This window comes from Pseudomonas sp. BN415, from assembly GCF_029871195.1.
In the GTDB taxonomy this organism is placed as follows: Bacteria; Pseudomonadota; Gammaproteobacteria; order Pseudomonadales; family Pseudomonadaceae; genus Metapseudomonas; species Metapseudomonas resinovorans.
Map to the genome: position 1 here is coordinate 1 of NZ_SSOK01000012.1, position 19,458 is coordinate 19,458.

Here is a 19,458-nt window from a genome sequence, read left to right on the forward strand (position 1 = left end):
GGGCGCTGCCCAGGGCGACGTCGGCACCGAACTCGCCGGGCGGGGTGAGCAGGGTCAGGGCCAACAGGTCGGCGGCGACCGCCACCAACGCACCGGCCCCATGGGCACGTTGCACCAGGGCACGGTGGTCCGGCACATGGCCTGTGCTGGCGGGGTATTGCAGCAGCAGGCCGAAGTAGCCGGACAGGTCATCCAGCCCGGACTCGTCACCGATGACCACTTCGATGCCCAGCGGCACGGCACGGGTGCGCAGCACATCGAGCGTCTGCGGATGGCAATGGCTGGAGGCGAAAAACGCAGGCGCCTTGTTCTTGGCCAGGCGCTTGCAGAAGGTCATGGCCTCGGCGGCAGCGGTGGCCTCATCCAACAGAGAGGCGTTGGCGATCTCCATGCCGGTGAGATCGCTGACCAGGGTCTGGAAGTTCAGCAGGGCTTCCAGGCGGCCCTGGGAGATTTCCGGCTGGTAGGGGGTGTAAGCGGTGTACCAGGCCGGATTCTCCAGCAGGTTGCGCAGAATCGGCGTCGGCGTGTGGCAGGGGTAGTAGCCCTGGCCGATGTGGTTGCGAAACAGCTGGTTCTTCGCGGCGATGGCCTTGATCGCCGCAAGCGCTTCGGCCTCGCCCTGCCCGGCCGGCAGGTCGAGCACGCTGGTGCCCTTGATGCTGTCCGGGATGACGCTGGCGATCAGCGCGTCCAGCGAGGCATAGCCGGTCAGCGTCAACATGGCGGTGATATCTGCATCGCGCGGACCGATATGGCGGGCAACGAACTCGTTCTCGGTGCCCAAGGAAAGATGTGCTCTGGTCATGGCGGCCCCGGCTCAGGCGTTGTCGGCGAGAAAACGGTCATAGGCGGTCTGATCCATCAGGCCGGCGAACGCCTCGGGATTGTCCGGGCGGATGCGGAAGAACCAGCCGTCGTCCATGGGCGCCTCGTTGACCAGCTCGGGGTTGTCGGCCAGGGCCTGGTTCACCTCGATCACCTCGCCGGTCAGCGGCATGGTGATATTGCTGGCAGCCTTCACCGACTCCAGCACCGCAACTTCCTGCCCCTCGTCGTAGCGGCCGGCATCCGGCAGCTGCACGAACACCACATCCCCCAAGGCCTCCTGGGCGAAGCTGGTAATGCCAACAGTCAGTTCGCCGGAGGCTTCAACGCGCAGCCATTCGTGCTCGGGAGTAAAACGCAGCGTGCTCATGGATCGTCCTCTTGTTATCAGGTGGGGTCCCGAGCGTTTTATGGGCTCGGCTGACTGAACAAGAGCAAGGGCAATGCCAATTTATAAAAATGCTTATAAATCAAATACTTAAAACATTACCCATGGCATACCTTCGCCACAATGGAACGATATCGCTCCAACATCACATGGAGCATCGATTGGCCTGAATGGCGCAAAGCCCCGAGAATCAGGGCCTTGACGGAAACGGAGCGAAATCGCTCCAGCGGAACGTAATCGAACCGCGGGACCTGCCGGCACGGAGCAGCCAGGTCATTCGCACCTCACAGAGAACCACTCAGCCACGCGAGATACCGTACTTGCGCAGCCGTTGGCCGATGGCTGTGTGGGAGGTATTCAGCCGCACAGCCAGCTGCCGCGTGGAGGGATAGGCCGCATAGAGGCGCTGCAGCAGGTTCTTCTCGAAGCCCTGGACGGCCTCCTCCAGACTGGTCACGTCCAGCGGGTCGCCCTGCTGGGGTTTGAGGGCGGTGCCGGCCAGTTCCAGGCTGTCGCAGTCGATCAGCTCGCCTTCGCTGATGGCGGCGGCGCGGAAGATCACGTTCTGCAGCTGGCGCACGTTGCCCGACCAGCGATTGCCCAGCAGCACCGGGTAGGTGGCCGGGGCCAGGCGGCAGGGCGGGCGCTGGATCTGCGCGCAGGCCTGGCGCAGGAAGTGCTCGGCCAGCAGGAGGATGTCCTGCCCGCGCTCGCGCAGGGGCGGCACCATCAGGTTGAGCACATTGAGGCGGTAATAGAGGTCTTCGCGGAAGCCGCCCTCCGCCACCATGCGCTCCAGGTTGCGGTGAGTGGCGCAGAGTACGCGCACGTTCACCTGTACCTCGCGGTCGCCACCGATACGGCGGAAGCAGCCGTCGCTGAGAAAGCGCAACAGCTTGGCCTGCAGGTAAGGCGACATCTCCCCCACTTCATCGAGAAACACCGTTCCGCTGTCGGCCAGTTCCAGCAACCCCGGCTTGCCGCCGCGCTGGGCGCCGGTGAAGGCGCCGGCCGAATAGCCGAACAGCTCGCTCTCGGCCAGACTCTCCGGCAGAGCCGCGCAGTTGAGCGCGAGGAAGGGGGCATCGCGGCGCGCGCTCATGGCGTGACAGGCGCGGGCCACCAATTCCTTGCCGGTGCCGGTTTCGCCCTGGATCAGCAACGGCGCGTCCAGGCTGGCCACCTTGCGCAGCCGCGCCTTGAGCGCTTTCAGCTCGGCCGACTTGCCCAGCAACGCGTCCAGCCCCTCGGCATGGTCGTGGTGCAGGGACGCCAGGCGCTCGCCGATCCGGCTCGGCGGGTAGAGGGTCAGCAGGCCGCCCACCAAGGCATCCGTACCGCCGCTGATGGGCGTGGCATCCAGCAACAGGGCCTGGCCCTGGAAGCTCACCTCGCACATGGGCAGGCGGAAGCCCTTGTCGATCAGGGTCTGCGCCAGGTCCGCCTCGGCGAACAGACTGGACAGCGGCTCCCCTGCCGGCTCGCGGCCATAGAGCCCGACCAGGGCCGGATTGGCCAGCAGTACATGGCCGCCGGGGTCCACCGCCAGCACCGGGTCGCTCACTGCGGCGAGCAAGGCATCCAGCTGCAAGTGCCGGCGCTGGCCGGGGAGGATGTCGACAAGCTCCACGGCCCGCACGCCATCCACTCGCAACAGGGCGTCGTAGAGCTCGTCCAGCACGGTCTGCGACAAGGCCGGTGCGTCGATGTAGACGTTGGGCGGGATCATCTCCACCGCGTCCAGGTTGAGGTTGCGCGCGCCCAGCAGCGCCAGGACTTCCTGGGTAATGCCGACGCGGTCGATGAAGGTGACGTGGATTCGCATTACTGGCCCCGGTCAATCTTGTTCTGCGCCGCGAGGGTACGGGCGCCATTGAGCAGTTCATCGAGGAAGGCGCGCAGGATCATGGGCGTCGCCACCCCGCGCCGGGTGATCGTCTCGAAGGCCGAGAGCAGTTGCAGACGGCCAGGCCCCAGGTGTTCCAGGTCGCCCGCCTCCACCCATTGCCGCGCGTAGTGCTCGGGCAGGAAGCCGGCATAGGCCCCCGAGAGAATCAGCATGGCCTGGGCCTCGACGTTGTCGACCGTGGCGGCGGCCTTTTCCACGCCCAGGGCCTGAAGGTCGCGCTGCTGCAGGTAACCGCGCGCCACCACGCGGCTGGCAGCGATGCGCTCCAGCAGATCCACCTTGGGCGCAGTGATGCCGAACAGCGCGTGGTTGCGGCCGCAGTAGAAGCCATGACTTTCCTGGTACAGCGGCGAATAGGACAACCCCGGCACACGAAACGGGAAATGCCCCACCGCCAGGTGCAGGCGACCATCCAGCACCCGCTCTTCCAGCTCGGCCGGAGTGCCAATGTAAACGTGCAGGTGAACGTCGTGGCCGCGCTGGACGAAACGCTGGGTGGTCGTCTTCAGAGGGCAAGCCGGGTCAGTGATGGTGGTGTCGATCACCCCGAGGTTTAGGGTGCCGCTGACCTGACGCTTGAGCACATCGGCATCCACGCAGAAGTCCTCCACCGCGCCCAGCAGGCGCAGGGTGGCCTCGTGTATCGCCTGGCCCTGCTCGGTCAGGCGGAAGCCGCTGCGCCCACGTTCGCAAAGCTTGACTCCGAGCCGCGTTTCCAGGTGCGCCATCTGCTCGCTGATGGTGGATTGGGCAACGTTGAGGGCGGCCTGGGCAGCCGAGAATCCTCCGCACTTGACGATGGTGTTGAAGACCCTGAGCAGCTTCAGGTCCACATCGTGCAATTGAATCATCCTGCACCTCACAGGCTAGGGATTACATCGGTTATGTCGATTTGCGCATCGCATCATCGTCATTTTTCAAGGCGCAGGTAAAGCCCAGGATAAGGCCATGGTCGAGGTGCGAGCACCCTGCCGGTCACCCTACAAGAACAACGTGGAGTCGCCTGAACATGTCCAGCAACAGCTATGAAAACGGTCGCCTGAATCTGCCCTTCGTCGGCCATTGCACCTTCGCCAAGTCGCCCATCTGCACCGACTGGGACGCCCTGAACGCGGACGTTGCAGTGCTTGGCGCGCCCAACGACATGGGGACCCAATGGCGCTCCGGCGCGCGTTTCGGACCGCGCGGCATTCGCGAGGCATCCACCCTGTTCTCCTTCGGCCACAGCGGCGCCTACGACTTCGAGGACGACGTGATGTACCTCCAGCAGGAGGACGTGCGAATCGTCGACGTGGGTGATGCCGACATCGTTCATACCGATATGAATACCAGCAACGCCAACATCGAGTTTGCCGTGCGCAAGCTGCTGGAAGCCGGCGCCATGCCGGTGGTGCTGGGCGGTGACCACTCGGTGCATGCGCCGGTGATGAAGGCCTTCGAGGGTCGTGGCCCCATCCATATCATTCACTTCGACGCCCACCTGGACTTCGTCGACGAACGCCACGGCGTGCGATTCGGCCACGGCAATCCACTGCGCCGCGCCTCGGAGATGGATCACATCGTCGGCATGACCCAGATGGGTATCCGCAACGTGTCCTCCTCCAACCGCAGTGACTACAACGCCGCTCGCGAAGCCGGCTCGAAGATTCTCTCGGTGCGCGACGTGCGCAAGCTTGGCCGCGACGGCGTGCTGGACCTGATTCCCGAGTGCGAGTCCTACTACATCACCATCGACATCGACGGCTTCGACCCCTCCATCGCCCCTGGTACTGGCACGCCGAGCCATGGCGGCTTCCAGTACTACGAGGTGCTGGAAATCATCCAGGGCCTGGCCAACCGCTGCCAGGGACGCATCGTCGGCATGGACCTGGTGGAAGTGGCCCCCGCCTACGACCCGACTGGCATGACCTCGATCCTGGCAGCGCAGCTACTGATGAACAGCATCGGCTTCGTCTTCCATGCCCGCAAGCAAGCCAAGGGTTGAAGCGGAACAAGGGACAATGCGCCACGAGTCCCCTCTCCCTTTGGGAGAGGGCTGGGCATGAGGGATCTAGCGCCGCAAGGACTTCCGTGGGCAGGACTGCGTCCTGCTTGGCGATTGAATTGGCCATGTCTGCGTTAGCTGTTGCGAGCGGGCCAACCGTTTTGTAGGAGCTGGCTTGCCAGCTCCTACGGGCAATCCAGCTGCTTGCAACACATAGCGCAGAAATCGCCCTTCTACAGGATGCAATCGCGCCTACGGAATGCGTTAGCCGCTACAGGAACATGCCGCCCGACGCCTCCACCCGCTGGCCGTTGATCCAGCGGCCGGCGTCAGAGAGCAGCATGGCCACCGCGGCGCCGATGTCTTCCGGCAGGCCTACGCGCCCCAGAGCGGTGTTGCTGGCAATGAAGGCATTCACCTCGGAGTTGTCGCGCACCACGCCACCCCCGAAATCGGTCTCGATGGCGCCGGGGGCCAGCACATTCACCGAGATACCACGGACGCCCAGCTCCTTGGCCTGGTAGCGGGTCAGCACTTCGATACCGCCCTTCATTGCCGCGTAAGCGGCGTAGCCCGGCAGGGCGAAGCGCGCGAGGCCGGTAGAGATATTGAGGATGCGCCCTCCATCGGCAATCAGCGGCAGCAGCTTCTGGGTGAGGAAGAACGGGCCCTTGAGCTGGACGTTCACCAGGTGGTCGAACTGCTCTTCAGTGGTTTCGGCGAAGCTGGCATGGATACCAATGCCGGCATTGTTCACCAGGAAGTCGAAGCTATCGCGGCCAAATTCGTTCTTCAGCAAGCGGCCCAGGCTGGTGACGAAGTCGTCGAAAGTGCCGCTCTTGCTCACGTCCAGTTGCAGCATCGCGGCGTGGCCACCGAGGTCCAGGATTTCCCGGCTGAGGGATTCGGCGTCCTCCAGCTTGCTGTGATAGGTGCCGATGATGTCGATGCCCTGCGCAGCCAGGTGCTGCGCCATGCTCTTGCCAAGGCCGCGGCTGGCGCCCGTGATGAGTGCGATCTTGCGGGTCATAGCAGTGCTCCTGGTGACAGGTGGGGAGGGGGTGAGGAGCTTATTGTCCGGATTAAGTGCGATAAACAGGCTGATCTCAAAAGCACTGATCGGCTCAATCGAACAATCCGGAACGAGGCGCCGCACGGATGAAAAAGCTGGAGCTACTGAGAACCTTCGTACGGGTCAGCGAACTGTCAAGTTTCACCCCGGCAGCCGACAGCCTCGGGCTGCCCCGCTCCACCGTATCCGACCAGGCGCCGTCACTGGCGGTCACCCTGCTCTATTCCCATCGTCGCCTGCCACAACGGGTGCGCGCCTTCATGGATTGGCGGGGGGACTGATTGACCTGGAGGTGCGACACGACCACAGAAACGATTGATGGGCATCAGGTCAGTCGACGGCCGCCGCTGCTAGGCTTTTCATCGCCAATGAGGAGCCGCGATGAACAACTCGACCACCCATCCTGACCGTGACGTGTTTCCCCTGCTCCAGCTTCTGCACGACCGGGGCGGTTCCGACCTGTTCCTGAGCGTGGGCGCCATGCCTCATCTCAAGGTGGAAGGACGCAGCATGCCGGTCGGTGACCAGCCACTGAAATCTGGCGACGTGCAAATGATGGCGTATCAACTGATGACCCAGAAGCAAGTGGCCGAGTTCGAGCGAGAGCTTGAAATGAACTTCGCAGTCAGCATCCAGAACAACGGGCGCTTCCGCATCAATGTGTACTACCAGCGCGGAGAGGTTTCGATGGTAGTACGGTTGATCAAAAGTGAGATTCCCGGCATCGAAGCATTGGGCCTGCCCACCCTTCTGGAGAAGCTGGTGGTGCAGGATCGCGGCCTGATCCTGGTTATCGGGGCCGCCGGCTCCGGCAAATCGACCACCCTGGCGGCGATGCTGGATTATCGAAATCGTCATCGCGATGGCCACATTGTCTGCATCGAAGACCCTATCGAGTTCCTTCATTCGCATCAACGCTCGATCATCGACCAGCGGGAAGTTGGCCTGGACACTCACAGCTTTTCCGACGCCTTGCGCAATGTGCTGCGAGAAGCGCCCGATGTGATCATGCTCGGGGAAATACGCGACCTGGAAACCATGCAGCATGCCCTGCATTACGCCGAGACCGGGCATCTCTGCCTGGCCACCCTCCACGGCACGAGCAGCAGTCATGCGATTGAACGCATCTCCCGCTTCTTCCCCGACGAGGCACGGCGGCAAGTGCTGGCCGACCTGTCGCAGAACCTGCTGGCGATGATCGGCCAGCGCCTGGTTCCGGGCCTTGCCCAGAAGCGCGTAGCCGCCGTGGAGTTGATGCTGGGTACGCCTTACATCAAGGACCTGATCCTGCGGGATCAACTGGACGATCTGAAGTCGGCTACAGAGCGAGCCCTGGAACAAGGCATGCAGACGTTCGACCAGCACCTCTTCGCCCTGTTCGAGGCAGGTCGCATCACCCTGACCGACGCACTCAAGTTCGCCGACTCGCGTACCGACCTCGGACTGCGCATCAAGCTCGAACGCGGATTCAGCGCCGCGGATTCCGACCTGAAAGTACTGCGTGACAGCTAGACGAATGCGTCATTCGACGTAGGTGCAGCGATTGCGGCCATCGTGCTTGGAAGCGTAGAGCGCCTGGTCGGCCTTGCTCATGGACTGGTAGGTCTCGGGGTCATCCAGCAGCCGGCTGGTCTCGTCAACGATGCGCTGCTGCACGGTGCCTACCAGCAATACTGTGCCGCCTTCCAGAACGGAAGGTCGTTCGGTGACCTTGCGCAACACCAGCAGCGGCTTGCCGAGGGCCGGGGCCTCTTCCTGGATGCCGCCGGCGTCCGTGAGGATCAGGTAGGCGCGATCCATCAGCCAGACGAAGTGCTGGTAATCCTGGGGCGCGACGAGGTGGATATTGGTGCGACCGGCGAGCACGCCGTAGACAGCGTTCTGTACCTGCGGATTGAGGTGCACCGGGTAGACGAACTGCACGTCGGGATTGCGCTCCGCCAATTCCGCCAGTGCCAGGCAGGTGCGCTCGACGCCCGCCGAAATTCTCCCGGCGGTGACCGGTGATCAGCACCAGGCGCTTGTCGGAATCCAGGGCCGCCAGGGGCGAATCGACTGCGGGACGCCAGTCGGCGTCATGCAGGTGCTGGCGCATCCACAACAGGGCATCGATCAGGGTGTTGCCGGTGACTTCGATCTTGTCGATAGAGATGTTCTCGCGCAGCAGGTTGTCGCGGGACTTTTTCGTCGGTGGGAAGTGCAGATCGGCAATCACCCCGGTCAGACTGCGGTTGGCCTCTTCCGGCCAGGGCGGCGATGAAGCTGGTGGTGGTGTCCCCGTGGACCAGCACCATGTCCGGTCGTTTGCGGTCGCAGCTCTGATCGAGCTTATTCAGCAACTGCTCGGCCAGGCCGTTAAGGGTCTGGCCCTGGGTCATGACATCGAGGTCTTCGTCCACCTGAAGTTCGAAGGAGGCCAGGACTTGCCGGAGCATCGCGCTCTCCTTGAGCGGGTCGTCCGGCTGACCGATTGAAGCCGTCCATGTGTCGCTCGCCTTTCTAGAAAAGTCCGTTAACTCGGGGCTGTCCAGCCGAGGTGGCCGATGCGTTGACACGCATCAATCCGCTGATCCACGGCTTGACCGGCCGTCTTATGGGCTATGTTTTCCCAAGTCGCCATCTTCCCTGTGGATGCCACCATGACCCCGAAATCCGCCACCCCACAGGACGTTCCAGGCGCATTGGATGCGCGTTGTTTCACCCTCCTCCCCACCCTGCTCTTGCTGCTGGCCACTCCCGCCCTGGCCGAGAGCGACGATGTGGCGCGCGGGCGTTATCTGATTCAGATTTCCGGCTGCAACGACTGCCATACGGCAGGATGGATGGAGTCGGCCGGCCAGGTGCCGGAGGATCGCTGGTTGACGGGCAGCCCGTTGGGCTGGCGCGGTCCCTGGGGTACCACCTATGCCTCGAACCTGCGGCTGGTGGCGTACAACCTGACAGAGCCGCAATGGCTGGAGCACGCCCGCCGGGAATGGCGGCCGCCGATGCCCTGGTTCAACCTGCGCAAGATGGAAGATGACGACCTCATCGCCATCTATCGCTATGTCCGCCACCTCGGCGCAGCGGGTGAAATGGCACCGGCCTACCTGCCACCGGACAAGACGCCGCAGATGCCCTATGCGGTATTTCCAGGCGTGAAGTGACGAAGCGCGTCGTGTGCCAGTGCGAATCCGTTCGTCGGCGAGCCAGCGTGCCGTAGCTTGCGCTTGACCGTCGGCGACCTGATCGGACGGCCGGCGAATAAAAGGTTAGGCATTCCTCGAAAGCACAGGTATTGTGTCGAGCGCTGTGATGCACGTGTCACCGGGAAACGGTCTGTACTTTAGCGGTCCCCTCTTCATCGGTTGCCGACTCTCTGCACTCAGTGACAGGCTGGAACGATCCAGCCCAGCAATAACTCAGTTTCTAGGAGACATTCCAATGTCCGAGCGCCAAACCGGCACCGTCAAGTGGTTCAACGATGAAAAGGGCTACGGCTTCATTACCACCGATAACGGTCCCGATCTGTTCGTTCACTACCGTTCTATCCAAAGCGCTGGCTTCAAAAGCCTGAAGGAAGGCCAGAAGGTCTCCTTCGTAGCTGTGCAGGGCCAAAAAGGCATGCAAGCCGACGAAGTGCAAGTGCTGTAAGCACGAGCCGAAAAAGAACCGGCCTTCGGGCCGGTTTTTTTTTCAGTGGTTTCAGATGGCCTCTTCCGGGCCACTACGTACAGAGAAAGTGAAATGCGCATCAAGACCTCCCACAGCAGCACCCCCAAGCCGCCGGCAGCCACCACTAGCAGCGAAGCCCTGGAAGCTCAGATTGCTGCCTTCCTGAACAAGGGTGGCGAGATCCAGGAAATCGCCAAGGGCGTGAGCGCCCAGGTTGCACCGAGCCGCCATATCCGCATCGGCAACAAGTAAGACCCTCCTGGCGCCCCTGGGCGGACAGGTGCAAGACCTGCCGCCCGGCGCCATCGCTCCGACCTGCCGATGGGCGGATGCCACGTGCTGCAAGACTCACCGGACTAAACTTCCACGCAGGCCGACAGCGGCCGGAACTGGGGGTAATAGCCGGAGGGGGCCCGGCGCCAGCCAGATGGGAGGTGTCCCATGCAGCGGCACTACTACATCAGCGACAACCTGAAAGACCTGGAAAGGGTCGAAGACGAGCTCGAGGCCCTGGGCATCGACCACGAGCAGATCCATGTGCTCAGCGAACGCGACGCCGACGTCGAGCATTACCATCTTCATGATGTTTCCTCGGTGATGAAGCGCGACATGGTGCATTCCGGGCTGATCGGTGTCGGCATCGGCCTGGCCCTGGCAGCCCTGGTGATGCTGGTAGCCTGGATCAGCGGCTGGACTGGCACGGCAGCGGGCTGGATCCCGTTCATCTTCCTGGCCATTGCATTGTTCGGCTTCAGCGTCTGGGAAGGCAGCCTGTTCGGTATACAGACGCCCAACGCTGTGGTGAAACGCTTCAAACCCACGCTGGACGAAGGCAAGCATGTGTTCTTCGTCGACGTGAAGCCGACGCAGGAACCCATCCTCGCCCGCGTCGTCAGTCATCACCCGATGCTCCGGACCGCCGGCACCGGCCAGGCCACACCGGATTGGGCCGAGGGCCTGCAACACTGGCTGCATCAGTGGCGCAAGATGATGTAACCCCGCCTGGCGGCGGCGGATGCAACGCCTGGCGTCATCCGCCGCTTCAACTCCTCCCCACACTGCCCTGCCCCGGCGCAGTGCTGGCGCGGGCTTCGTCCATCAGCCAGTCGATGAGACGGCGCACCTTTTCCGCCGGAGGCGACCTGCGGCTCCACGCAAGACGATAGGCCCAGGGGGTCGACAGGCGGCAGCGTTCGCCGAAAGGCAGCACCAGTCGACCGTTGGCGATGTCGTCACAGGCCAGAGCGGTTGATCCGAGGGCGAAGCCCTGGCCGCTCACTGCGCCCTGGATGGCGTGGCCGATCAGGCCGAAACGCATCCCGCCTTTCGTCGGTCCCGGCTCGCCCACGTAGGTGGCGAACCAGTCTTCCCAGCTCGGCAGGTGGAGGTTGGCGGTGTTCTTCCAGTGGGTGTGGATCAGTCGCGCACCCAGCATGTCCCGTGGTTCGCGTACCGCGCCGAACTGTTCCAGATAACTCGGGCTGCACACCGGGAAGAACTCCTCGAGAAACAGCAGCTCGCTGGCCGGCATGGGCGCATCGGTGGCGGTGAAGCGAATAGCCAGTGTCGCCTCGCCGCGCTCCAGGTCCACCAACTGCTCGGTGGCTTCCAGGCTGAGGGTGATGTCCGGATTGATTGCGGCGAACTGATTGAGCCGACGCATCAGCCAGTGGCTGGCAATGGAAGGTGCGCAGGTGATGTGAATGGGGCCTTCATCCTGGCCACGCAGTTCGTCGGCGCCACGGGTGAGCAGTTCGAAGGCCTGGGTGACGGTGGCCGCCAGGCGACGACCATTGTCATTGAGCGTGACCGTGTTGCGCGTGCGGTCGAACAGACTCACGCCCAGCTCGCCTTCCAGCAGGCGGATCTGTCGGCTCACGGCTCCCGGGGTCACGGAAAGTTCCTGGGCAGCTTCGGTGAAGTTACGGCTGCGGGCGGCGACCTCGAAAGTACGCAGGGCGATGAGTGACGGGAGACGCATGGCAGATTCGCTTTGAGTTCAAGTCAAAGCATGATGACAAAACATCGTTTGAATGCAAGGCGGTCGAGGACCGATCCTGCCACCCATTGGCGGCCTCTGCCGCGCCCCTCTGCCTTGCGAGTCGAACGATGAAACCCTCCCGCCTTCCCCTGGACTGGTTCGCCTGTGGACTGATGTTCGTCCTCTGCATCTGCTGGGGTTTCCAGCAGGTGGCGATCAAGCTGACGCTGGATGACGTGCCGTCCATCCTGCAGCTGGCCATCCGCTCCGGCGGTGCGGCCCTGGTGCTGGGCGCCCTGGTGCTGTGGAAGGAGGGCCGCGGCGCTTTCACTGACGGCACCTTGCTGCCGGGCATCGCCGTCGGCACGTTGTTCGCCCTGGAGTTCCTGTTCATCGGTGAAGGGCTGAATCACACCAGCGCCTCGCACCTGTCGGTATTCCTCTACACCGCACCCATGTTCGCCGCCCTCGGACTGCACCTTATGTTGCCGGAGGAACGTCTCTCGCCCGTCCAGTGGCTGGGGGTGCTGGTGGCGTTCGGTGGTATCGCCACCGCCTTCCTCGGCCAACCCGCCGGCGCGCCCGGCAATGTGCTGCTGGGCGACGCCTATGCCCTGTGCGGCGCCCTGGCCTGGGGTGCCACCACACTGGTGATCCGCGGCTCATCGCTCTCCGAGGCCAACCCGGTGAAGACCCTGTTCTACCAGTTGTTCGGCGCAGTCCTGCTGCTGACGGTGGTGGCCTTCAGCACCGGCAAGACCGACATGCAACTGACTCATAAGGCCGTGATCAGCCTCGCCTTCCAGGTGGTGGTGATCGCCTTGGTGAGCTACCTGGCCTGGTTCTGGCTACTGCGTCGCTACCTGGCTACTCGCCTGTCGGTGCTGTCCTTCATGACCCCGTTGTTCGGTGTCACCTTCGGTGTGCTGGTGCTGGGGGAGACAATCGACACGTCCTTTGCCATCGGCGCCACCCTGGTACTGGGAGGCATTGTCCTGGTCAGCGGCGCCGAGCTGCTGCGTGGCCGCCAGCGACGCAAGGTGCTTGCCCCTTCCGAGGCCTGATCGGGCTCTGCTAGCCTCGCGCTTCTCCCGCAAAGCGAGGGAAACACTGGAGAGCGCTATTCCTGGGACTGTGCTTGCTGCCATTGACGGCGACGGCACAGGTCTACAAATGCGTCGGCCACGATGGTACGACCGGCTCCTCAGCCATAAGGCCGTCGCAGGAAGAGCGGTTGCCGTAACGCTGAACAATGGGAAAGCGGCCCACCCCGAGATCAACGCCGGCGGATGCGCTCCACCAGCACCCTGCCGTCCGCCCCCCAGCGCCCGCGCACTTCCACGTAGTCCCCCACATCAGGTGACTTGTCGATGCGCGTGCCGGGACCGACCACCAGCTGCAACGCGTCCAAGGTCCAGCCCTCTCCCAACACTCCCTGCAACCGCACCCGCGCGCCAACCGGGCTGGGCGCCGGCTGGCCGTTGGCGTCGCGAGCCCCCTGATCGATCCAGTCCACGATCAGCTGGATTTCCTCGTCGCTGAGAAAGGGCGGGCCGTCGTAAGGCATCTGCGGCTGCGACTGACCACGGATGCGGCGCACCAGCTCACTGGCACCCGCGGCACCCGGTATCACGCGCACACGCTCGTGGCGGTCGAGGATGGCGGAATACGCATTCAGCAACAGACCCTCTGGAGCCGAGCCCATCAGACCGTAAGGGGAATGGCACTTCACGCAGCGACTGGCAAAGATCGGCGCGACATGTTCATAGGTCACCGGCTGTCCCGCTGGCGGGCGTTGCAGTGGCAACGCCGAGAAGGTGGCGTCGGCAGGCTGACTACCGGCCTGCAGCCCACCTGCGATCCAGCGCTCGAACAGCGCGATCTCGGCGTCACTGAGAAAGGGTGGCCCGATCATGGGCATACGCGGCTGACTCTGCCCCTTGAGGCGCCGGATCAACTCGCTGCCTGCCGGGTCGCCGCGCGCGACCACCTGGCGGTGGCTGCTGCCTTTGAGCAGTTCATCGAGACTGGTCAAGCGCAGGCCAAGCGGTGCCGCTTCGCCGGCGTGGCACATTACGCAGCGTGCCTGGAGGATCGGCTGGATATCGTCGAAGCTCACGTCCTGCGCCATGCCCAGCGCTGGCACCAGGAGCAGCGAGCACAGTTTGACCCGCGCCAGGACTTTGCCCATTTCGACTCTGCCTCCAGTGTGGGTTGCCTCGCTAAGCCTAGTGAAACAACTCAAACTGCGTAGTCTCGCGGAACCCCTCTGCAATCCGCCGGTCAGTCTATTGGAGGCCGGCGGATGCCGACCCCAGGCCCCGGGTTCCTTACAGTCGCCGCTGTGGGCCCCGGGGCTTTCTCATGCGCGCAACGCCAGAAACGTCCGCACACAGAATCGCCGCGCGGGCGTGTTTCCTCGGCGCCTGCTGTAAGCAATGATGGCCGCCGCGTGTCGCAATTGGAGAATCACTGCATGAAACCTGTCCCCCGCCTTACTGCCCTGCTGCTCGGTGCCGGCCTGTTGGCCAGCCTCGCGGGCTGCGACCTGGCCGAGGAATCGGCCAACAAGCTGGCGGAGAAAGCCGAGGCAGCCGCCCAGGAAATCGCCCGGGAAGCCATCGGCGAAGCGGTCAACGAGCTGAACAAGAAAGTGGACGAAGCTCAGGCTTCAGCCAAGGAACTGCTGGGAGAACAACAGCAGAAAGACGAGGTGCGCGAGGAGCCACCGCGTACGCCATCGAACCAGGAAGGGGATAAGGAAGGGGACGCCATGCTGCCACCCTCCGGAATCGAAACCTGATCGTTCGAGTCTCTGGCCGCGACGTCCCAGTCGCGGCCAACCAGCCTCAGGCGCGCAGATAGCGCGGCAAAGGCTTCCGATGCAACACCTTCAGCGACTCCACCGGCGGCACTTCACCCTGCTCCAGCGCCAAGTCGCGTTTTAGCGTACTGACCAGCCAATCCAGCTGTACCGTCGCCGCCACCACGCGCTGAAAGAATTTTCCATCGCGTTCCAGCGTCAAGACGAAACCACCATCGGGCCGAGATTTGGTGCTGAGTTCGTATTCCGGAAAGGCGCTGATCAGCTTGTCGAAATCCAGATCCATGTCTTCTCTCCTAGAAAAATGATTGCTCCTGCACCCCACTTGCAGCGTGCATGCCGGACCTAAGACAACTGAAATCCCAAATAAATCAGTCCGTTACAATTTTTTTGAACAAGTTTTTCCATGCATTGCGCACGATTCGGCCATTTGCCAGCATGCAATTTGCAAGGCCAACACAATGCAAAGCCCCCGTCCGGAGCAACTCCAGAATCGGGGGCTTTGTATTCAAGGCCGCGCGGGACATGGCCTGAGGGGATTTCAGTGGCGGCTCAGAGGAGCTCGATGCGGTCGTCTTCGATGCGGATCAGTCCCTGCTTGAAGAGACCTCCAATGGCCTTCTTGAAGTTGCCCTTGCTGACCCCGAAACGCTGGCTGATGACCTCCGGTGGACTCTTGTCGGACAGGTTGAGTACGCCACCTTCCGCACGCAGGGCGGCAAGGATTTGCTCCCCCACGCCACTCACTGCCTCTGCGCCCTGCGGTTGCAGGCTCAGGCTGATTTTGCCGTCGGGGCGGATTTCCTTGATGTAGCCCTTCTCGCGCATGCCATTGCGCAGGAACTTGAAGACTTCGTTCTTGTGAATCAGGCCCCAGTGCTGGCCGTTGATAATGGCCTTGAAGCCAAGATCGGTCTTCTCCACCACCAGCAGGTCCACCTCCTGGCCTGCCTTGTATCGCGGCGGAGTGGTGTCCAGGTAGCGGTCCAGGCGGGCGGTGGCGGTGATGCGCCGGGTGCGCTTGTCGAGGTAGACGTGCACCACACAGTAGTCGCCTACCTGCAGCGGGCGCTTCTCTTCCGAGTGAGGCAGCAACAGGTCCTTGGGCAGGCCCCAGTCGAGGAACAGGCCAACGCGGTTGATTTCCACCACTTTGAGGCTGGCAAAGCCGCCGACCTGCACCTTGGGTTTGAGGGTGGTAGCCAGCGGACGGTCTTCGCTGTCCAGATATAGGAAGACGTTCAGCCAGTCGCCGACTTCGCTGGGCTCATCCTTTGGCACATATCGATTGGGCAGCAGGATCTCACCATCCGGACCACCGTCCAGGTACAGGCCGAAGTCGGTGTGCTTGACCACCTGAAGTGAATTGAACCGCCCGATAAGTGCCATCTTCGCTACCTCTGTATGTCGAGGCGGCATTCTACCTGCTGGCCGGTTGGCGAACCACGAGCATGCGTAGATTGCGGCGGTGCTCCGTGAAGCCAGGCAAACGCACCTTTCATCGGCGGACAAGGTGCAAAAAGGCGCCTGAATTTTCATTCTGCAAAACTGTCTACTGGCCGCTAGCACAACGATGTTTCAGAATCGTGTCGTCGCAAGTGCGACCTTCATGTATTCCGGCATCACTCGACGGATTCTCACTGTCACATCTCAGGAGTTCCTGTGCGCCCATTCAGCCAATGGCTGTCGCAGTCCCTATCGCTCGCAACGCTTGGCGTGCTCTTCCTGGTGATTCCCCTCGCCAGCCGCTACTGGCTGGGCTGGTCAAATCCCTTCGGCTACCTGTCAGACCTCGCTTTTGGCAGTTTCCTGCTCGCATTGCTCTATGGCCGTTCGCTCTGGCTGGCGCTGCCACTGATGCTGCTCTGGTGCGTGATGATCCTGGGCAACGCCGAACTGGTAGGCGCAGTTGGCCGGATGCCGGAACCGGGTGATCTCAAGTACCTGCTCGACCCGCAGTTCGTCAGTCACTCCACCCAGGGCGGCGGCATTGCCCACCCCTACCTGGGCATCGCCCTTGGCGCCAGCCTGCTGGCCTGCCTGCTGTGCTGGCGCCGCCGGCATCGCCCGCTGAACTGGAAATGGTTCGCCGCGCCCGCCGCCCTGTTGATGGGGCACGTCACCCTGCAGGCCGTGCAGCCCAGCGACGCCGACCAATGGCAACAGTTCAACCTGCCCCACAAGCTGATGGCCAGCGCCGTGAACAGCGGCCAACTGGCGGTTGAAGACTGGCTCGATGGCGACCAGCCCGAGACGCCACCGGACATCGCCGGCCTGGCACGCCTGGACCTCGACGGCATGCCCCTGCTCCAAGGCCCCGGCCGCGCACGCAATGTGCTGGTGATTGCCCTGGAAGGCATCCCCGGCGCCTACATCGCCGCCAACCGGGCGGCAATCAACAGCAGCTACCAGGACTCGCTGATGCCCAAGCTCAGTGCCTGGGCCGAACGCGCGATGACCACGCCCGACTACGTGCTGCACAGCCACCAGACTATCCGTGGCCTGTACGCCATGCTCTGCGGCGACTACAGCAAGCTGGACTCGGGCACGCCCAAGGGACTGGAACTGCTGCACAACCCGGCCCGCTCCAAGGCCTGCCTGCCCTCGCAGATGCATCAACACGGCTTCAGCACCCATTTCCTTCAGGGCGCCGGGCTACGCTTCATGGCGAAAGACAAAATCATGCCGCAGATGGGATTCGACAAGACCCGTGGGCGTGACTGGTTCCCCAACAAGGCCTACCTGGAATTTCCCTGGGGCATGGACGACAAGGCCTTCTTCGAAGGTGCGCAGACCTACGTGAAGCAGCTGCGCCAGCAGAAGAAACCCTGGATGCTCACCTTGCTCACAGTCGGCACCCACCAGCCCTACTCCGCCCCGGCCGAGTACCTGATGCGCTATCCGGATTCCAAGAAGGCTGCCATCGCCTACCTGGATGACGCAGTGGACGCGTTCCTCATCGGCCTGGAAAAACAGGGCGTATTGAAAAACACCCTGGTGATCATCACTTCTGATGAATCCCACGGCATCGAGAATGTCCGTCTTGCCTCAGCCTGGGGCTTCAACCTGGTGCTGGCTCCCGAGCAGGCGTCGCTGCCACCTATCAAGAGCGGCGTCTATGGCCACGTCGACCTGACCACCTCGATCCTCGACTACTTCGGCTACCGGGTACCGCAGAACCTGTCTGGCCGCTCGCTGTTCCGCGACTACGCCAGCGGCCGCGAGATGATGTCCTATACCAACGGCAAGCTGCGCTACCACGACGGCAAGGACACGTTCACCGAATGCGATTTCCGCCAGGTCTGCCGGCGCTACCAGAGCGAAGGTTTCATTGCCGACGAAGCGCGCTACCTGGGCAGCGACAGTGGCAGGAAGGCCCGACTGGTTACCCAGCGCGCCGCGCTCCTGGACCAGTCACTGCAGGGCGGCACCCTGGGTCAGGAGTACCAGTTCGCCACGCGTGAACGCATCCGCCTGAAGGAAAAAGCCAAGGATGACTGGGCTGACAACCTGATCGGCGCGCAGTACATGGAACTGCCGAAGCACAGCCGCACCAGTGTGCAGATGACCATCAAGGTGCTGCGCATGGACAAGCAAGGCGCCCAGTTGCGGCTGAAGGCCAAGGAGTTCGAGCGCGACGTGGCCCTGCCGATACCGGAGATGCCACTGCTGAAACAGGGCAAGCCGTTGAAGGTCAACTTCGCCTTTGACAACCCCGAAGCGCGCAAGGCCTTCTCCTTCCACCTGCTGGCCGAAGGCCGTGGAGTGATCGAGATCAGCGATTTCCGCGTCACCACCGAACCGCTGCCGCCCCCGGCCGTGGCCGCCGACAACGGTCAGGTGGCGCAGAAGCGCCCGCTGCACCCCATCACCACCCTCTTTGGCCTACTGGCCCGCCAACAGGACGCCACGGAGCGCGAACTGGAAAATCCGGGTGAAGAGCGTGATGTGCTGCCAGAAAACACCGAGTTGAAGCTGCAGCAGTATCACTGAGCCCTGTCGATTCCCAGGAACGAAATCGATCGCGATGGGCGGCCAAGCCGTCCCATCGCTCCTACGGACCGGCGATTGAGCGGGGGGCTAACCCTGAAGGTTCGAGGAAGGCGGCGACGTCAGGACGTCCGCTGCGCGTGCAAGCTCCATGAGGATGCGCGCGCAACATAGCTCCTCCATCTCCAGCAGCCAGGCCTCCACCTGTTGTCCGGAAAGCTGGGCGGTCAGTCCGTAGCGGCGTCCGCCCCAGACGGCGATGAAAAGCGCATCGATGCTCTCCGGACGCGGCTGGCGCGGCAGGTCGGCGCACGCGGCCACCGCCTCGCGCCACTTGCAGGCCAGTTCCTGATACACCCGCTGGTGGTGCCAGGGCTCGGCAATGGCACGCTCCAGCTCCAGCAACTCTGCATCGAAGAAAGGCCGCGCCTGTTCATCCACCTGCCCGCAGGACAATCGCACCAGGCGCCGCACGCGGGTTTGCCAGTCGAGTCCGGTAGCCAGCACCACCTCACGCTCCAGTCGCTGCATCAGGCGTTCGACCTGATGGCGAATATAGCCGGAGAGCAAGGCTTCCTTGCTGGGAAAGTAGTCATAGAGGGTACCCACCGCGACGCCGGTTTCCAGGGCCACTGCTCGGGTGGTCACGCCACTCCAGCCGCGCTGGCGGAGAATCCGAACAAAGGCATCGAAGATGGCGTCCACAGTGAAACGGGCGCGTGCCTGGGTGGGGCGCTTGAGCGGTTTGTTGCGGAGCTTTGCAGGTTGCATGGGGACCTCTGCCGGTTTCCGAACCCGCGGTGCGGGAGCCCTTGTTAGCCTGTTCCG

18 protein-coding genes and 3 pseudogenes are annotated in these 19,458 nt (G+C 63.1%); 10 read left to right on the forward strand and 11 right to left on the reverse strand.

What is annotated here, in order from left to right:
* From E8F20_RS03025 to E8F20_RS03040, 4 genes and pseudogenes are all read right to left on the reverse strand, one after another.
* A pseudogene (locus tag E8F20_RS03025) lies at positions 1–808 on the reverse strand (glycine dehydrogenase (aminomethyl-transferring)); the annotation flags it as partial.
* Between the two features lie 12 nt (positions 809–820).
* Positions 821–1,198, reverse strand: coding sequence for a glycine cleavage system protein GcvH (gcvH, locus tag E8F20_RS03030; RefSeq protein WP_280282382.1), 378 nt, complete (start codon positions 1,196–1,198; stop codon positions 821–823).
* Positions 1,199–1,514: 316 nt separating this feature from the next.
* The gene (locus tag E8F20_RS03035) at positions 1,515–3,041 is read right to left on the reverse strand and encodes a sigma-54-dependent transcriptional regulator (RefSeq protein ID WP_280282384.1); all 1,527 of its coding nucleotides are present in this window, start codon (positions 3,039–3,041) and stop codon (positions 1,515–1,517) included.
* Positions 3,041–3,976, reverse strand: a complete 936-nt coding sequence (locus E8F20_RS03040; protein WP_280282385.1) for a LysR family transcriptional regulator — start codon at positions 3,974–3,976, stop codon at positions 3,041–3,043. Before E8F20_RS03040 ends, E8F20_RS03035 begins: the two co-directional genes overlap by 1 nt.
* Positions 3,977–4,134: 158 nt before the next feature.
* Here E8F20_RS03040 and speB point away from each other — a divergent pair, with 158 nt between their 5' ends.
* Positions 4,135–5,109 carry an agmatinase gene (speB, locus tag E8F20_RS03045; RefSeq protein ID WP_280282386.1) on the forward strand — a complete coding sequence of 325 codons (975 nt, stop codon included), beginning with the start codon at positions 4,135–4,137 and terminating at the stop codon, positions 5,107–5,109.
* Positions 5,110–5,380: 271 nt separating this feature from the next.
* On the opposite strand, the gene E8F20_RS03050 is transcribed toward speB, so the two are convergent.
* Positions 5,381–6,139 (reverse strand): SDR family oxidoreductase, encoded by a 759-nt coding sequence (locus tag E8F20_RS03050; protein WP_280282387.1) that lies wholly within the window; start codon positions 6,137–6,139, stop codon positions 5,381–5,383.
* 128 nt (positions 6,140–6,267) lie between these two features.
* On the opposite strand from E8F20_RS03050, the pseudogene E8F20_RS03055 reads away from it, so the two are divergent.
* Positions 6,268–6,387, forward strand: a pseudogene (locus E8F20_RS03055) (LysR family transcriptional regulator); the annotation flags it as partial.
* Between the two features lie 175 nt (positions 6,388–6,562).
* On the forward strand, positions 6,563–7,693 hold the full coding sequence (locus E8F20_RS03060) for a PilT/PilU family type 4a pilus ATPase (protein ID WP_280282388.1): 1,131 nt from the start codon (positions 6,563–6,565) through the stop codon (positions 7,691–7,693).
* A gap of 9 nt (positions 7,694–7,702) precedes the next feature.
* Here the strand turns inward: E8F20_RS03060 and wecB are convergent.
* Positions 7,703–8,616 (reverse strand): annotated as a pseudogene (gene wecB / locus E8F20_RS03065) (UDP-N-acetylglucosamine 2-epimerase (non-hydrolyzing)); the annotation flags it as partial.
* A 204-nt stretch (positions 8,617–8,820) separates the two neighbouring features.
* On the opposite strand from wecB, the gene E8F20_RS03070 reads away from it, so the two are divergent.
* From E8F20_RS03070 to E8F20_RS03085, 4 genes are all read left to right on the forward strand, one after another.
* Positions 8,821–9,327: a cytochrome C gene (locus tag E8F20_RS03070; RefSeq protein ID WP_280282389.1), complete on the forward strand. Its 507-nt coding sequence runs from the start codon at positions 8,821–8,823 to the stop codon at positions 9,325–9,327.
* 277 nt (positions 9,328–9,604) lie between these two features.
* Complete coding sequence (locus E8F20_RS03075; RefSeq protein ID WP_028626730.1) at positions 9,605–9,814, forward strand: cold-shock protein; 210 nt, start codon at positions 9,605–9,607, stop codon at positions 9,812–9,814.
* Between the two features lie 93 nt (positions 9,815–9,907).
* Positions 9,908–10,087, forward strand: coding sequence for a hypothetical protein (locus tag E8F20_RS03080; RefSeq protein ID WP_028626729.1), 180 nt, complete (start codon positions 9,908–9,910; stop codon positions 10,085–10,087).
* A gap of 189 nt (positions 10,088–10,276) precedes the next feature.
* Complete coding sequence (locus tag E8F20_RS03085; RefSeq protein ID WP_280282390.1) at positions 10,277–10,831, forward strand: magnesium transporter; 555 nt, start codon at positions 10,277–10,279, stop codon at positions 10,829–10,831.
* A gap of 46 nt (positions 10,832–10,877) precedes the next feature.
* Here E8F20_RS03085 and E8F20_RS03090 read toward each other — a convergent pair whose 3' ends face one another.
* Complete coding sequence (locus tag E8F20_RS03090) at positions 10,878–11,816, reverse strand: LysR substrate-binding domain-containing protein (RefSeq protein WP_280282391.1); 939 nt, start codon at positions 11,814–11,816, stop codon at positions 10,878–10,880.
* Between the two features lie 128 nt (positions 11,817–11,944).
* Here E8F20_RS03090 and E8F20_RS03095 point away from each other — a divergent pair, with 128 nt between their 5' ends.
* On the forward strand, positions 11,945–12,880 hold the full coding sequence (locus tag E8F20_RS03095) for a DMT family transporter (RefSeq protein ID WP_280282392.1): 936 nt from the start codon (positions 11,945–11,947) through the stop codon (positions 12,878–12,880).
* 212 nt (positions 12,881–13,092) lie between these two features.
* Here the strand turns inward: E8F20_RS03095 and E8F20_RS03100 are convergent, their stop codons facing one another.
* Entirely contained in the window at positions 13,093–14,007 is a 915-nt protein-coding gene (locus tag E8F20_RS03100; RefSeq protein WP_280282393.1) for a c-type cytochrome domain-containing protein, read from the reverse strand.
* A gap of 285 nt (positions 14,008–14,292) precedes the next feature.
* Here E8F20_RS03100 and E8F20_RS03105 point away from each other — a divergent pair, with 285 nt between their 5' ends.
* Positions 14,293–14,619, forward strand: coding sequence for a hypothetical protein (locus E8F20_RS03105; protein ID WP_280282394.1), 327 nt, complete (start codon positions 14,293–14,295; stop codon positions 14,617–14,619).
* Positions 14,620–14,665: 46 nt separating this feature from the next.
* On the opposite strand, the gene E8F20_RS03110 is transcribed toward E8F20_RS03105, so the two are convergent.
* Together E8F20_RS03110 and E8F20_RS03115 are read right to left on the reverse strand one after the other, a co-directional pair.
* Positions 14,666–14,926: a DUF3509 domain-containing protein gene (locus tag E8F20_RS03110; RefSeq protein ID WP_280282395.1), complete on the reverse strand. Its 261-nt coding sequence runs from the start codon at positions 14,924–14,926 to the stop codon at positions 14,666–14,668.
* A gap of 266 nt (positions 14,927–15,192) precedes the next feature.
* Positions 15,193–16,029: a S1-like domain-containing RNA-binding protein gene (locus E8F20_RS03115; protein ID WP_280282396.1), complete on the reverse strand. Its 837-nt coding sequence runs from the start codon at positions 16,027–16,029 to the stop codon at positions 15,193–15,195.
* Between the two features lie 273 nt (positions 16,030–16,302).
* Between E8F20_RS03115 and E8F20_RS03120 the strand changes: the two genes are divergently transcribed.
* On the forward strand, positions 16,303–18,633 hold the full coding sequence (locus E8F20_RS03120; protein ID WP_280282397.1) for an LTA synthase family protein: 2,331 nt from the start codon (positions 16,303–16,305) through the stop codon (positions 18,631–18,633).
* A gap of 87 nt (positions 18,634–18,720) precedes the next feature.
* Here the strand turns inward: E8F20_RS03120 and E8F20_RS03125 are convergent, their stop codons facing one another.
* On the reverse strand, positions 18,721–19,401 hold the full coding sequence (locus E8F20_RS03125; RefSeq protein WP_280282398.1) for a TetR/AcrR family transcriptional regulator: 681 nt from the start codon (positions 19,399–19,401) through the stop codon (positions 18,721–18,723).
* Between the last annotated feature and the right edge of the window lie 57 nt (positions 19,402–19,458).

Excerpts from the sequence above, each read along its gene's own strand:
- gcvH (WP_280282382.1), bottom strand. The coding sequence starts at position 1,198 with ATGAGCACGCTGCGTTTTACTCCCGAGCACGAATGGCTGCGCGTTGAA.
- E8F20_RS03035 (WP_280282384.1), bottom strand. The coding sequence starts at position 3,041 with ATGCGAATCCACGTCACCTTCATCGACCGCGTCGGCATTACCCAGGAA.
- E8F20_RS03040 (WP_280282385.1), bottom strand. The coding sequence starts at position 3,976 with ATGATTCAATTGCACGATGTGGACCTGAAGCTGCTCAGGGTCTTCAAC.
- speB (WP_280282386.1), top strand. The coding sequence starts at position 4,135 with ATGTCCAGCAACAGCTATGAAAACGGTCGCCTGAATCTGCCCTTCGTC.
- E8F20_RS03050 (WP_280282387.1), bottom strand. The coding sequence starts at position 6,139 with ATGACCCGCAAGATCGCACTCATCACGGGCGCCAGCCGCGGCCTTGGC.
- E8F20_RS03060 (WP_280282388.1), top strand. The coding sequence starts at position 6,563 with ATGAACAACTCGACCACCCATCCTGACCGTGACGTGTTTCCCCTGCTC.
- E8F20_RS03070 (WP_280282389.1), top strand. The coding sequence starts at position 8,821 with ATGACCCCGAAATCCGCCACCCCACAGGACGTTCCAGGCGCATTGGAT.
- E8F20_RS03075 (WP_028626730.1), top strand. The coding sequence starts at position 9,605 with ATGTCCGAGCGCCAAACCGGCACCGTCAAGTGGTTCAACGATGAAAAG.
- E8F20_RS03080 (WP_028626729.1), top strand. The coding sequence starts at position 9,908 with ATGCGCATCAAGACCTCCCACAGCAGCACCCCCAAGCCGCCGGCAGCC.
- E8F20_RS03085 (WP_280282390.1), top strand. The coding sequence starts at position 10,277 with ATGCAGCGGCACTACTACATCAGCGACAACCTGAAAGACCTGGAAAGG.
- E8F20_RS03090 (WP_280282391.1), bottom strand. The coding sequence starts at position 11,816 with ATGCGTCTCCCGTCACTCATCGCCCTGCGTACTTTCGAGGTCGCCGCC.
- E8F20_RS03095 (WP_280282392.1), top strand. The coding sequence starts at position 11,945 with ATGAAACCCTCCCGCCTTCCCCTGGACTGGTTCGCCTGTGGACTGATG.
- E8F20_RS03100 (WP_280282393.1), bottom strand. The coding sequence starts at position 14,007 with ATGGGCAAAGTCCTGGCGCGGGTCAAACTGTGCTCGCTGCTCCTGGTG.
- E8F20_RS03105 (WP_280282394.1), top strand. The coding sequence starts at position 14,293 with ATGAAACCTGTCCCCCGCCTTACTGCCCTGCTGCTCGGTGCCGGCCTG.
- E8F20_RS03110 (WP_280282395.1), bottom strand. The coding sequence starts at position 14,926 with ATGGATCTGGATTTCGACAAGCTGATCAGCGCCTTTCCGGAATACGAA.
- E8F20_RS03115 (WP_280282396.1), bottom strand. The coding sequence starts at position 16,029 with ATGGCACTTATCGGGCGGTTCAATTCACTTCAGGTGGTCAAGCACACC.
- E8F20_RS03125 (WP_280282398.1), bottom strand. The coding sequence starts at position 19,401 with ATGCAACCTGCAAAGCTCCGCAACAAACCGCTCAAGCGCCCCACCCAG.